Consider the following 13,532-nt stretch of genomic DNA (forward strand, 5'->3'; position numbering starts at 1 on the left):
TGGTCTGCATGCCGCTGACGCTGAGCGCTCAAACCTCCCAAGGTGGGTTCGAAACCATGGTGCAACCGACCGATGACCAAACAGAATGCAAAGCTCCGCGGCCGCCGAAGGACCTTGCGGAAACCGCATACATTCGTAACGGCTACCGCGCGATTTTGCGCATCATCGCTACAGAACATTGGAGGGAAACGGGTGGCTGCGACTGCCAGATCGCGGAGTTTTCGTGGCGGGAGGTCGTTGAACGTTCCGAAGAATTTGTCATCTCTGGCAACCCGCGCTTGCCGTTTGACGTCGTTAAATTGGACGAAATGGCAACTGAGTTCGAGGAAGCCCGCACTGCGGCATGCTCGGCAGACTGATGGGAATAATAAGGGACATACTCGAACAAGTCGATGACGCCATCGATACGGTTTCGCAGGATGGATTTGTCTCTTCTGCAGGTGCCGTCGGTGATGTTCTTTCGATTGGGTCAGCTGTCTTGCTCATCTTGATCGGCATCAATGTAGTGATGCAAATCAGACCGATGACCTTTGGAAGTGGTTTTGCTTTTGGAATAAAGATCGCTTTGATTGGAATATTTGCCCAGAGTTGGGACAACTTCCAAGTCGTGTACACGATTGTCACAGAAGTCCCAGAAAGTATTGGTGCATCGATTCTCGCGCTTACGGATTCCGGGAATGAAGCAGGGGTCTACGAAAGCCTCGACAGCATGGTGAACCGGATCACCGCCTATGGTGACGCCATCGGCGACCGTGCAGGCTGGGTGTTTGGCGCAGTGCTCGGAGCGATTTTCTTCGTTCTGTCCGCCATCTTCGCAGCCGTCACCGCCGGGATCATCGCCTATGCGCGTATCGTTTTCACACTGATGATCGTCATCGCGCCCTTCATGATCCTGACGTCGCTCTTCAAACCGACCCAATCGCTTTTCGAAGCCTGGACCCGTGCCACCATCGGCTATGCCTTGATGCCAGTGGCCGCCGCCGGGGCCGCCGGGATCATCGTCGCCATCGCTGAGTCTATTGGCGACGCCTCCGCCGACCCGGACAACGTCGAAACGGTCAGCCTTATCCTGCCGTTCCTCGTGATCTTGCTCCTGTCAGCTGGCGTGATGGCCGCCGTCCCGTTCATCGCATCCAACCTCACAGGTGTCATGGGCATCGCCTCGAATGCGATCGGCCTGACGGGATTGGCGCGACGCGGCGTGGTCAACGCTGGAGAGTATGGCGCGGGTGGTGCCGGACGCATCTTGACCGGCAGGACACCCTACGAACTCCGGCGCGGTGTCAGCGGCGCGGCCACGAAGAGCAACGAATTGATCCGACGTACGCCTGCCGCCGCGCTCGCTCTGACAAAATCCTTTCGCAAGACATGACCCGCGCGGAGTTCGATCAGGACGCCTTCGAGGCCGACTTCATCTTTGGTCCACGCAGGCGCGAGCGTTTTGCCTATTTTGTTGCCGCCGCTGGTGTGATCGTCGGTTTGGTCGGTTTCGTCGGGGCCGTTGCTTTGTTCCCGCTCAAGACGGTCGAGACCTTCGTCGTCGTCGTCGACAAGGAAACTGGCGAAATGGACCGCGTTGCCGCCGTCGAGGCGCTCAGCCTCGACGAAAGTGATGCGATCATTCAGGCCAACCTGGTCGCATACGTGGATGATCGTGAAACCTACGATCTGACCGACGGCGAAGAACGGATCAATTCGGTCCTTCAACGGTCTGACGAAGACGCCGCGCGCACTCTTCGCGATCTTTGGTCTTCGACCAATCCTGACTATCCGATCTCAGTCTATGGACGGGACGCGAAGATCGATGTGGTCATCCGGTCTGTGAACCAGGTCGAACCCGGGGTGGCGCAGGTGCGGTTCATGAAAACGCTTCGAAAACCGCGTGACAACAGAACTGTGACACGGCCCTACGTGGCCACGCTGCGTTACGAGTTTCGCCCGGAAACCCGCCAGCGGTTGCAGCAGGTCTGGGCCAACCCGCTCGGGTTTGTCGTCACGTCTTACCGAGTCGACGCCGAAACGTTGGAGAACTGAGTGATGAAGCTGCGCACCGCCCTGCCCTGTTTGCTTTTGGCTCTGGCACCTTCCCAAGTACTTTCGGAAGCCACGCCTCAGGGTGGGCCGAAAGATATCCGCATACGATATGCGGTCTACGACGAGCAACAGGTGTTCCGTATCGAGACGGATCTGCGGCACTCGACCACGATCCAGTTTGGCGACGGGGAGCGGTTCGAGGCTGTAATCGTGGGAGACACCGAAAGCTTTCAGGTCGATCCAATTCCCGAGCTTGGCAATGTGCTGACGATCAAGCCGCATGTCCAAAATGCTTCGACCAACATGACCGTGATCACCAACCGTCGCAGCTATGCATTCCATCTCCGGGAAGGCTCGATTCCAGGTCGCACGGGCATGTTCTTCGAAGTGCGGTTTCGCTACCCGGGCGAAGAGCGCCTTGCCACACTGACGAACGCACAGCCCAAAGGGTTCGAGGCGCCGCGCAACTACAACTACAAGATCGCCGGAGAAGGCGACTTTCGCCCGGCCACGGTCTATGACGACGGTCGGTTCACCTACTTCAGTTTTCCCGCAAGCGGACGGCAACCCGCGATCTTCAAGGCTGACAACCGCGGTCGCGAGCGCACGGTCAATTGGACCCAGAACGGCAACACCGTCCGCGTCTCCGGTGTCAACGACTTCTGGACACTGCGGCTGGGTGAAGAAGCGCTCTGCATCTACCGAGACGCCTCCGCGATATACGTGAGCAACTGAGCCATGTCGGATGATCCCAACTTTAAGAACCGGCTGGATACATTCAGCAAGGCAAAACGCTCCAAACCCAGATCGGGATTCGGTGTCACTGCCCTGGCGCTCGCTCTCGGCCTCGGCGGTGCGGGCGTTGCGTATTTTCTGGCGACTGACTGGCAAGCGGATCCAGACCAACTAGAGACTTCGGATGTCGAGCCATTTCAGAATGACGGTATCTCAAATGGTGGTCGGCTGGAATTTCCTGCCGATGAAGCGGACCAGCGCGTGAACGATGCCCTTATCGCTGTGGAAGAAGCCCTTGAGGTCCCGGAACCGATCCCGCCCGCGGCTGAACCAAGCGCTGATATCCTCGCCGAACTGGCTGAGCTTCGCGAAGCACTCGCCGCTACTCAGCTCGAGCGAAACGCCGAGATTCAGTCAGCCGTCACCGAACTGCGCAATGCCTTCGCAGATCAAGCACAAGCCCTCGAAGCCGCTGTCGCGGAACGAGACGACAAACTTGCGGCCCTGGAACGCGACAGCGAGACCCGGCTGAACTCTCTTCAGAGTCTTCTGGAGGCAGAACGAGCGCAACGCGAAGCCCTTGAAGCGGAACGCGCCAATGACGCCCTGATCCGCGACCAACAGCTTCTAGAGGAACGTCGCAGACAGGAAGAGGAGCAAAAGCGCCGCGAAGCCGAACAGCAGGCCGAACAACTATTGAGGGCCCAGATCCAGTCTCCTGCCGTAGTCTATTCGACAGGATCATCGGTCTCGGCACCAAACGCCAGCGGCCTGCAGAACGTCGCGCCAGGCGCAGATATCCCACTGAATGAAAACGAAGCCTATCTCAGAGGCGCGGCGCGGCCGCTTGAAATCGATGAGGCGGCGAAGATGGAGCGACCCGAACGCACTCTCGCGCAAGGGTCCGTCATACAGGCGGCACTGCAAACGGCCATCAACAGTGACCTGCCCGGAAACGTTGTCGCGGTCGTTGCGGAACCAGTTCACGCGTTCGCCGGCGACGCAGTACTGATCCCGCGAGGCTCGCGGTTGTTTGGGCAATATCGATCGGGCGTGGAAGTGAACCAGAAACGCATCCTCATTCTATGGACGCGCGTCCTCACGCCGGACGGTACGTCCATGCAGATCGCCTCTGTCGGGGGTGATCAACTCGGACGCTCCGGCCTGACCGGTTTGGTGGATACGAAGTTCGACGAACGCTTTGGAGGAGCTGCTCTGATATCGATTATCGGCGCGGCCCCCGCAGTCGCCGCCAATTCCACGGAAGACGAAGTGACCCGCGAGGTTCTGGAGGAGGTCGGCAATGATCTCGAAGACGCGACAAGTTCGGTGATCGCCGATCAGGTCTCGATCTCGCCAACCATCTACGTCGATCAGGGGGCCATGGTAACCGTACTGGTCGATAGGGACATCGTGATCTATTGAGCGAAGCGTCCCTCCCCTCCTCGTATCTCGAGCAATACCTAGAACCCTATCGCGATTTGATCCTGAAGGACGACATAATCGAGTTGGCGATCAACCCGGATGGTAATGTCTGGATCGAACGCCAAGGTGCCCACGCCATGGAGAGAATTGACCGCACTGTCGAGGTGGCCGCAGCAGCAAATCTGGCTGCCACATTGGTTGGTGATGCGCGCGCGCGAGTGTCGCAGAAGTCGCCTTTAGTTTCAGGTAAGATCGACTACCTTGAGCGCCCGCTACGCATCCAGGTTGTTGTGCCACCCGCGGTAGAACACGGCGCAGCGATCTCCATTCGGCTATTTGGCGTTGGTGGCCAGACAACCTTCGATCCTGAGTATCTGTTCGGGAAGCCGGTCTCGCTCGATGGTCGGCGGCAATCGAGACTCTCAGAAGTCGAGGAAATTGCAAAGAGCGACCTCTCCAGAGCCTTGTCGTCGCTCGTCCGCCATCGTTTGAATCTTTTGGTCAGCGGTGGGACGTCCACCGGCAAAACCACATTCGCAAGGCATTTGCTGAAATCGGTTCCGGACGACGAGAGGCTCATCACCATTGAAGACGCCTTCGAGCTTTTCCCTGGTCAGCCAAACACTGTTTGCCTGTTGTCTGAGCGTGTTCCGACATCTCAGCGGTCAACAAGTGCTCTGCTACAGGCGAGTTTGCGCATGCGCCCGGATCGCATCGTTGTGGGCGAGTTGCGCGGTGCTGAAGCGCTGACATATCTGGAAGCCATCAACACGGGTCACGGCGGATCGGTGACAACAATCCACGCCGAAACCGCTGAGCTTGCGATAGACCGGTTGGCGATCATGGTCTTGCAGGCCGGGACACCTTTGACCTTCGCCGAGGTACAGAGCTACATCCGACGGTCGATAGATGTCATTGTTCAGCTAGGACGCGACAGCGGTAAACGCGGCGTCTCAGAGGTCCTGGTTGTTGGGACACGCTGATTAAACCAAACTGCAAAATTTCGGAGATTCTTTTTTCACGATTGAGTTTTTCGTACGAATGTTGTCAAGCTTTCTGCGGATGGCGAAGTGGTGAGCATGGCCTGCTATTGTTTAATATGCCTCAGCTAAGCTCTGGGGTGTTGACAGCGCTTTGTCTGCTTCTTTTTTCGAGAACTCATAAGTTTCGTCCGAATGACATTCGAGCAATCCTAGAGGCCCCAGCCCTGCATCGGATGTATAGCATTCCAGAAGCTTACGTACGATGACCGGTATCATCATGCTTTGAGGTCCAAAGTGTTTTGCATCATGCGCGCTAAGCTTCATAACCAATCCGTTTCGCAGGTCAGCAACCGAAAACTGGGTCCACATAGATCGAAACTCGCCCATGAAAAAATGCCATGCCTCAGCGCGTTCGGGATCCGCTGTCAACTGTTGGTGAATGAACCAAAGCGTAGGCACCTTGCGGAACTCAGGGTCCTTCTCGCGAAGAACCTCTCCAAAGCGTGTCAAAACAATCGGAAATCTTAGCTCAATGACACCAGATTTATGCAGCCATGAACGATACGCGGAAGCAAATGGCGCGCCGTATCTGAAGGGCTCTGCAAGCTCTTTGTCGCGAAGCGTTGGCTGTTTGAGTGCGTTAGCCAAGATACGAGACATGCGCTCTCTGTTCAATCCAAAATTACCGTGAAAAAATACAGTCACCCATTGATCCTCCGTATTAAGACTTGACGACAATCGAAGCACTCAATGCCAGTGCCCAGCAACCATGCCATCGCGAAGGCGAGCATATTCAAGAGGAAGAAAAAATGACAGAGGAGCAAAGTTCGCCAGAGCTTGATCTGAGCGCTCTGGCGTTCGAGCAGAACCACCAAACCTTTCGCGCCCTCAACCACCAGATGTGGCAAATTCCACTCATCTCCATGACGCTGACAGGTGGATTATGGTTCGGGGTGTCCAAAGTAGATGGTTCACCATTCTTTCAAGTTGCGCTGTTGTTCCTGGCAACTGTCGGCAATGCCTGTTTATTTTTGGTGATTCAGCGTCTGCGCTACGTGATAGAGCAGACGCTCAATTGGTTAGAAACCCGTTCACCCGCAAACTTTGTTTCAGCCAAGGGCGATTGCTGGTACAACAGACCTCTGGTTGTGCGCCGGTCATTCCAGTCGATGCTCCTCCTCGCGTGTTTTACCAGCTTTAGCCTGCTGGTCATGACATGTTTTCAAATTGATTGGTCTCGGGTCGCGAATCCTATGACGAAAACTCCGGCATCCGCATATTATGACCAACACGCGTTGGACTTGGCCGACAGCTATGAAGGCATCTCGGCGGATGCTGCGCACCCGGGTCTCGCGAATATCCTCAAGGAAGGCTTTGCAGACGCACGGGTGGATATTCTTGATGTAGGTGCCGGAACAGGCCGAGACTCGGCTTGGCTCGCTTTGCTCGGCCATCGGGTTGTTGCAGCAGAACCGTCGAGCGCCATGCTTCAGATCGCCCGCCACGCCCACAAAGACAGCTCCATTCAATGGGTCCGCGACGCCTTGCCCGGGTTGGACATCATTAGCAGCCATACAAGGAGGTTTGATATCATCGTTCTGAGCGCAGTTTGGATGCATATCTCCGAGGAGGACCGCCCGGCCGCTGTTTCTACGATTGCTTCGTTGTTGAAGCCTAGCGGTTTTGTCTACATCACCCTCCGTCTTGGTCCGGCAGACGCGGCACGCTCAATTTTTGAAGTATCTTTGGATGAGCTGACTGAACTGGCAGGAAGTAACGGCTTCCAGATACAATACCTTGAAACACGCCCTGACCTCCTCGGCCGCGACGAGATCACCTGGCAAAGCGTCCTGCTATCGACTGAGAGCAAAACTTGATCAATCGGCTCTGAATAGCCCATAACGTGGCCGTGCTGGGCTAGGGAAAAAGCACAAGAAAGACACATCTGACTTCCATGTTGCGTGTGCATGTTGCACCATCGTTTCATGAGCAAGTCTTTAAGATCTCTGACCTTTCCTTCAGATGTGGATACATCTCTAGATGACATCGATCAGGTGTTAATGAATCCATGCCTTGCTCACTCAGTGTTCTATGATCGAGGTGTCGGGTACTTTACGTCGAGTTGGCTTCAACGTGTTTCAAGCGGCATAGCAGAGTTTGCGGGGAACGGCGGCAAGATGCGGCTGATCACCAGTCCAAAGCTCAAGCCCGAAGATTGGGCAGCGATCAAACAGGGTGCGGACGCAATCCAAGACGACGTCCTGCTTCAGGCACTTAGAGACGAAGTTGATGAGCTCGAAAAAAGCGCAAGTTCCAAGCCTGTTCAGACACTATCATACATGATCGCGGAAAAGCTTCTGACCATCCGTATTGCTATAACGACAGGCAAGTTGAGTGGAGACTACCATCCCAAACTTGGCATATTTCGTGATAGTGAGGATGAAGCGGTTGTCTTCCACGGTTCTCAGAACGAAACCGAGCAAGGCAGGCGCAATTTCGAGAGCTTAGATGTTTTCTTGAGTTGGGCTGACGCGCGCGACGCGTCACGTGTTCAGTCCCATCGAAACCGCTTTGAAAGACTGTGGAACAACATTGATCCGAATGTCCAATGCTTCGATATCCCCGAGGCTATACGTCGGAATATCGCTCAGTTCTACCGGCCAAAAAGCGATTCGAAAGCAAAGGTCCTCAAAGACACAAGATGGCGCCACCAAGATGAGGCAGTTGAAAGGTTTCTAGCAGAGAAGAACGGCGTGCTCGAAATGGCAACCGGCACCGGTAAAACCCGGACAGCACTACGGATCATAGACAAGCTCACAACTCGCGATCTGGTCGATACTGTCATCGTGACCATGCGCGGCAACGACCTCCTAGAACAATGGTTTCAGGCGCTTGTCACGGACTGCAACTGCAGGGTCTATCGGCAATTTGGCTCGCATCACGAAGGAGCGCGGTTTGTTGCGAGCCGCGGCAGAAGGCTACTCCTTGTTTCGCAGCACCACTTGCCGGAGTTTCTTTCGAGTGTTGAAGGGACAGCAGAGAGAACGCTGATTGTATGTGATGAAGTTCATGGATTTGGATCGCCGGCACAGGTGACCACGCTTTCTGGTCTGGTGTCACCACTCAGCTACCGGTTAGGGCTGAGTGCGACCCCTGAAAGGGAGTATGATCAAGCTGGAAACGATTTCATTGAGAACGAAGTCGGCCCCATCATTTTCAAGTTTGAAATTGAAGATGCTATTCAACGCGGTATTTTGTGCGAATTTGATTACACGGCATTAGAGTATGAATTGTCGGATGACGATCGGGCCGAAATCCGGAAAATCATCAAGCGCCACCATGCCCGTAGGGCGTCAGGTGAAGTCGTGAGCGACGAAGCACTCTATCGTGACATTTCTCGTGTGCGAAAGGTTACGATAGAGAAGTTGGAACCTTTCAATGAGCATCTCACGAGCAAACCAGAGCTCTATGAACGCTCCCTGATCTTTGTAGAAACACGCAAATACGGTGAGCTTGTGCAAAGACTTCTTATGGATGCAGGAATTGTGTTCGGAACATATTACGAAGGTGATGAAGCGCAGCGCTTGTTGGATTTTGCGAACGGGCGACTGGACTGTCTGGTAAGTTGCCACCGGCTATCAGAAGGCATTGACATTAAGTCCGTCAAGAACATCGTTCTGTTTTCTTCAGCCCGGGCGAAACTGGAAACAATTCAGAGGCTTGGTCGTTGCCTGCGTACAGATCCCAACAACGAGGAGAAACGCGCGCATGTGCTAGACTTTGTAGACTTTGGCTGTGATGACGATAGCGACAGCACAGACGTAAAGCGATATGACTGGCTGCGGAGCCTTAGCGCAACGCGAAAGGAAGAACAGTGACGAGTCCAAAAAAGAGAACCGCGAGCGAAGAAATCGCACTTGCGATTGCCGAAGCGGCGCAAGGCGTCTCGGTGAGCGTCACAGCTCAGACATCGACTGAGCGACTGCTGATTTCAACGCTGGATGTCATGCCGCCCACTCACAGGATCGAAAACACAATTGACGTCATACTTGAAGAGGACAGTTTGAGTGACAAGCAATAACGTTCTTCTTCTTGGCTGGAATGCAAAGGGGCTTCGTGGCTATTTGCGCGATGCAAAAATTGCCCTAAAACCGGACAAGTATCGTCATGTCTTAGTTCAGATGCCAAACGGAACCGGCAAAACGACAACGATGGCTCTTTTGCGCTCAGCGCTTACGGGTCAACTAGATCCTTCGCTGTCGATCTCCTCACTTCAGGCTGACCGAACGACAAAGGAGGGACACTTTGAACTTCACTTATCAGTCTATGGCGAACGGCTATCCATTCGGCTCGAATGCGATTTCGAGATGGGGCGACACTATTTCTACACAACCACCGTCGAAGCCGGACGGCAGAATGGGCACCTGCTGAGTACAGTCGACCCCGCATTGGCGGACGCTCTTGAGAGAAGTATCGAGCTGTTTGTGTTCGACGGCGAACTTGCGCAAAACATGCTTAAGGACGGTGCTGCTGCTGCGGACAGAGCTATTGAAGCCCTTTACAAGACCGATGCTTTTGAAGACCTGGTGAACAAAATTGGTGTCCTCAAAGAGAATCGAAAAAAGCTGAATAAGGATATCACCACCGCATCTGAGCAATCGGCGGTCAATCGGCTTGAACGTGAGTATGAAGAGGCCAAAGAGATACTTGCGAAACTCACGCAAGAGAAGGACGGCTTGGATCGATCTCTTGCGAAGATCGACCGTCGGACCGCAGAGATAACGGACCGCCTCGAAGAGCTCGGCCTCGAGGATCAAGCATTTAAGAATCGTCAAAAAGACATCGAAGATCGTGACCAAAAGGCGAGAAATGATATTTCGCGTTTCGCAACCGAAGCGGTTTCAAGTTTCAGATTGCCGCTAAGCCTTCATTCCCGTGTTGGAGAAAGACTTACAACACTCAACAACACATTGGAAACTAGGCGGCTTCCGCGCTCGTCAAAATCGTTCTTTGAGGAGCTCGCTACCAAGAAAAATTGTATATGCGGTGAAGAGATCGATGAGGCAAAGCGGAAATACATTCTCTCACACGCAGACGATCATCTTGGTGATGAGCAAGTCCAAGTCATTAACGATATTAAGTACAAGCTCAAAGACGGATTCGACCGCCGTTGGTTTTCTGCCGTCGTCAATGACCTTAGTGAAGCTGAGGATCGTTTGACCAGCATAGCTCAGGAACGCGCTAGGCTGGATATCGAGAAGGCAGAAGCAGGCATGGAGGAGGTCGAAAGGCTTACATCCGAGCGAGAAGCACTTCAGGCAGAGCAAGCGCGGAAGTCTCAGGCTCTGCAATTCTTGACGGAGGTACCAATCTCGATACACGAGGCTGACTGGAAGAGAAACCTTCCAGCATGCAAGGAAGAGGAAGGCAAGCGCCGTAAGGCTTTCGAAATGGCTAGCGGCAATAACCGATACTTCACAGCCGCGGACAAGTTAATTCGTGCAACTCAACGTGCTCGCAAGCTCGCGAAAGAACGGCTACAAGTGTTCGTGAAAGACCGAACAAACTCCCAACTCGAAAAAATCTTGGATAGCGAGATCATTCGTGTTTCCAGGATCGATGGCCGCCTTCATTTGGTGAATGAAGAAAACCTCCCGAAAGACAGCGCCAGCGAGGGCCAAAAACTTGCGGTGTGCTACGCATTTCTGACAGCCCTTTTGGCAGAAGCCCCGGCGCGCTTGCCGTTCATTGTAGATTCCCCTGCAGTCTCTCTGGACCTTGTTCTCCGGCAAAACGTTGGGGCTCTCATTCCCAAGATATTCGATCAATTAATTGTCTTCGTTATCTCCAGTGAGCGTGAAGGTTTCGCAGACTCGTTTGAGAAACGAACAGACACGCAGTTTGTCACTGCCTCAATCAATCAAGCTGACGGATCCGTTCTCATAGATGAAAGCAAGAGCACCTTCTTCCAATTCCAAAGCGGAGCGGTGTCCTCATGAGTTCTGAACTGGTCACACGTGCACGTGGGTTTGTGCTCCACGAAGCCGCACGCGGCTACTTTGGCTACATCGATCAAAGAATGTTCAGCAGAACCAGATCGTCAGATGCAGCGCGCGGTTCGCTTATTCTCTTTGATGCCTATTATGCAGGACTCATGCTGGGCCTCACCTACAGGAAAACAGGTACTCCTGAGATGCTTGATCGGGCGGGCATATTCATTCAGACCTATCCGAATGAATATGAGCCGTACCGCGAGTACATTGCAGGCTTGCTCGTTGATGCAGAGGTTACTGCTCTTCATTCTGAAGATTACTCCGAACAACAGCTTGAGAAGTCGATCGCGAAGCTTCTTCAAGTCGCCTCTCCTACGCGCTTGTCCCCGGAAGGCATGCACATCCTGAATCTGTATGCCGCGGGAGGCTTTGAGCTTCTTCGTAGCAATATGGGCGCCAAGCCGTCTGATCCGTCAAATTTCTTAATTCGCTACCAAGCTTTACTCGAAAATGAAACTGGGCAGTAACTTTTGATGGAACGAGTCTCGGACCTACTCTGCCAGCGCGCGACACCGACTACCGTATCTGGTCTTTTTGGCGGAATGACTCTCTTTCGCGTGCCAGCGTACCAACGTGCATATGAGTGGACGGATGAGCAGATAGACGCCTTCATCGACGATGTTCGCAGGTGTTGGCAAAAGCGTATCAACGGTGAACGTGAGCGACACTTTTTTGGATCCGTGGTAACCGCGCCTCGAGACCCTGGCGGTCTGGTTCGCCCACGACGGGATGTGATAGACGGGCAGCAGCGGTTTGCCACTTTTCTCCTTTTCGTGGCGGCGCTACGGCAACACTGTTTGCTGGCAGCGGCCGAGTTTGGTGCGGATGATGCACAGCGCGGAACCGCCTTGAGCACAATGGCGGAAACTCTCCAGTTCCGTTTCATCATGAGCAGAGATCTCGATTTCATGGAGGCCAGGGACGTTTATCCCCTGACCTTGAATGAGACCGATGACGCCTATTTCAAAGCATTGTTGCGAGGCGATCATGTAGAAGAAGTAGCTCAATCTCACTACCTGCTAAAGGCTGCGTTTGACGCATGTTTTGCAATGCTTCAGGGGCATCGCGAGGCGACCGGGTCCACCGCGCTTGAATTCAATGCGCTGAACCAATTCTACGCCAGTGCTCTCGAAGACTGGGAAGTCGTTCATATTGAGGCTAATGCACCGGAGCACGCCAGCCTCATTTTCAGGGTGTTGAACAACAGAGGTCTTCCCGTCAGCGATTGTGATCTTCTCCGGGCAACCACCATGGAACGGGCAGAACAAAGGCTGGAACCAGCAGAGCGAGATGAGCTATCTGATGCTTGGAAGGAAATCGGTGGCATTGCCGAAAACCCCGACACCTATCTTCAATTGGCATATCAGACTCGTACGGGAAAACGCTTCAACACAGCGAGGACATCAACAGAGTTTGAAGCGATGCATTTTGAGGAGCTTTCAAGCGGTGATCTTCTCGGTGCAGCAGAGGCAAGGTCACTTCTTCAGAGTGTGCAAACCCTGAAGACCGACATGGTAATGATGAAGGCTTTGACCGGTGGCGACATCGCCGGTGGGGGTCTGCAATTGACACCGGTCATGGCTCATCGACTGGCATTCACCCTAGGAGACCTAAAGCAGCACTGGATACTCCCCCTGGTCTGCGCATCGCGAAGCCTCAATGCCGATCATCGCGAGCGACTGCTTTGTGTTTTGGAGCGGTTTGCATTCCGGTATGGGGTCTTGGCGCGCGCGCGGATTGCGGAATACGATCGCAGGATGGGGCCCATTATTACACTTCTGAACACATCGCCAGCTGACTATCGATTGCCCGAAGTCGAAGCGATTTTGACGGATCTTCTAGATAGATACGCGACCAGAGAGGCGATGGAGCGTCAATTAGATGGGCTCGAGTACGAGCGACACAAGAAAGAGTTGAAGTACATTCTAGCCATGAGCGAATTCATGTCGGCGTGGTATGATGGCCAGGCGAACGGTCGACCAACCGTTCATGCGCCCAATGTACCGATCGATATCCGCGCAATGACCCTGGAGCATATCAGTCCGCAGAACCCTGAAGAGGCAGGGGCAGAAATGCTACCTCACTTGCATAAACTTGGAAACCTTACCTTGCTCAGCCAAGATGAGAATGATCGTGCCGGAAACAGGCCTTTCGTTGACAAGAAGCCGGTCCTTCAAGGTTCTCGCCTGTCGATCAATCAGAACATCGCCGAGGAGGATAAATGGGGGGCCGAACAGGCCATCGCGCGACAAGACGCATTGCGAGATCAAGCGATGAGAGTATTTGATTTAACGTTTTGAGT

The 13,532-nt window shown here is 53.9% G+C and carries 13 protein-coding genes; 12 read left to right on the top strand and 1 reads right to left on the bottom strand.

Annotated elements, in window-relative coordinates:
* Nucleotides 1–8 precede the first annotated feature (8 nt).
* The 6 genes from Q1A07_RS20965 to Q1A07_RS20990 are packed head-to-tail and all read left to right on the top strand — an operon-like array spanning nucleotide 9 to nucleotide 5,177.
* Complete coding sequence (locus Q1A07_RS20965; protein WP_299784313.1) at nucleotides 9–359, top strand: hypothetical protein; 351 nt, start codon at nucleotides 9–11, stop codon at nucleotides 357–359.
* Nucleotides 359–1,372: a type IV secretion system protein gene (locus tag Q1A07_RS20970; protein ID WP_299784451.1), complete on the top strand. Its 1,014-nt coding sequence runs from the start codon at nucleotides 359–361 to the stop codon at nucleotides 1,370–1,372. Before Q1A07_RS20965 ends, Q1A07_RS20970 begins: the two co-directional genes overlap by 1 nt.
* A complete protein-coding gene (locus Q1A07_RS20975) occupies nucleotides 1,369–2,034 on the top strand; it encodes a virB8 family protein (protein WP_299784315.1) in 666 nt (221 codons plus the stop codon). Before Q1A07_RS20970 ends, Q1A07_RS20975 begins: the two co-directional genes overlap by 4 nt.
* A gap of 3 nt (nucleotides 2,035–2,037) precedes the next feature.
* Nucleotides 2,038–2,769 (top strand): TrbG/VirB9 family P-type conjugative transfer protein, encoded by a 732-nt coding sequence (locus Q1A07_RS20980; protein WP_299784317.1) that lies wholly within the window; start codon nucleotides 2,038–2,040, stop codon nucleotides 2,767–2,769.
* A 3-nt stretch (nucleotides 2,770–2,772) separates the two neighbouring features.
* On the top strand, nucleotides 2,773–4,194 hold the full coding sequence (locus tag Q1A07_RS20985) for a TrbI/VirB10 family protein (RefSeq protein WP_299784319.1): 1,422 nt from the start codon (nucleotides 2,773–2,775) through the stop codon (nucleotides 4,192–4,194).
* The gene (locus tag Q1A07_RS20990) at nucleotides 4,191–5,177 is read left to right on the top strand and encodes an ATPase, T2SS/T4P/T4SS family (protein WP_299784321.1); all 987 of its coding nucleotides are present in this window, start codon (nucleotides 4,191–4,193) and stop codon (nucleotides 5,175–5,177) included. The genes Q1A07_RS20985 and Q1A07_RS20990 overlap by 4 nt, the downstream gene beginning before the upstream one ends.
* A 111-nt stretch (nucleotides 5,178–5,288) precedes the next feature.
* On the opposite strand, the gene Q1A07_RS20995 is transcribed toward Q1A07_RS20990, so the two are convergent.
* Nucleotides 5,289–5,882, bottom strand: a complete 594-nt coding sequence (locus Q1A07_RS20995; RefSeq protein ID WP_299784323.1) for a DUF4007 family protein — start codon at nucleotides 5,880–5,882, stop codon at nucleotides 5,289–5,291.
* Between the two features lie 23 nt (nucleotides 5,883–5,905).
* Here Q1A07_RS20995 and Q1A07_RS21000 point away from each other — a divergent pair, with 23 nt between their 5' ends.
* The 6 genes from Q1A07_RS21000 to Q1A07_RS21025 all read left to right on the top strand — a co-directional run bounded on the left by Q1A07_RS21000 (nucleotide 5,906) and on the right by Q1A07_RS21025 (nucleotide 13,530).
* Nucleotides 5,906–7,054 (top strand): bifunctional 2-polyprenyl-6-hydroxyphenol methylase/3-demethylubiquinol 3-O-methyltransferase UbiG, encoded by a 1,149-nt coding sequence (locus Q1A07_RS21000; RefSeq protein WP_299784325.1) that lies wholly within the window; start codon nucleotides 5,906–5,908, stop codon nucleotides 7,052–7,054.
* A gap of 108 nt (nucleotides 7,055–7,162) precedes the next feature.
* Entirely contained in the window at nucleotides 7,163–9,055 is a 1,893-nt protein-coding gene (locus Q1A07_RS21005) for a DEAD/DEAH box helicase family protein (protein ID WP_299784327.1), read from the top strand.
* Nucleotides 9,052–9,258 (top strand): hypothetical protein, encoded by a 207-nt coding sequence (locus tag Q1A07_RS21010; protein ID WP_299784329.1) that lies wholly within the window; start codon nucleotides 9,052–9,054, stop codon nucleotides 9,256–9,258. Before Q1A07_RS21005 ends, Q1A07_RS21010 begins: the two co-directional genes overlap by 4 nt.
* Nucleotides 9,245–11,176, top strand: a complete 1,932-nt coding sequence (locus Q1A07_RS21015) for a hypothetical protein (RefSeq protein ID WP_299784331.1) — start codon at nucleotides 9,245–9,247, stop codon at nucleotides 11,174–11,176. The genes Q1A07_RS21010 and Q1A07_RS21015 overlap by 14 nt, the downstream gene beginning before the upstream one ends.
* Complete coding sequence (locus Q1A07_RS21020; RefSeq protein ID WP_299784333.1) at nucleotides 11,173–11,697, top strand: hypothetical protein; 525 nt, start codon at nucleotides 11,173–11,175, stop codon at nucleotides 11,695–11,697. Before Q1A07_RS21015 ends, Q1A07_RS21020 begins: the two co-directional genes overlap by 4 nt.
* A gap of 6 nt (nucleotides 11,698–11,703) precedes the next feature.
* The gene (locus Q1A07_RS21025; protein WP_299784335.1) at nucleotides 11,704–13,530 is read left to right on the top strand and encodes a DUF262 domain-containing HNH endonuclease family protein; all 1,827 of its coding nucleotides are present in this window, start codon (nucleotides 11,704–11,706) and stop codon (nucleotides 13,528–13,530) included.
* Nucleotides 13,531–13,532 lie beyond the last annotated feature (2 nt).

Origin of the sequence: uncultured Roseobacter sp. (assembly GCF_947492555.1) — a bacterium.
GTDB lineage: Bacteria > Pseudomonadota > Alphaproteobacteria > Rhodobacterales > Rhodobacteraceae > Roseobacter.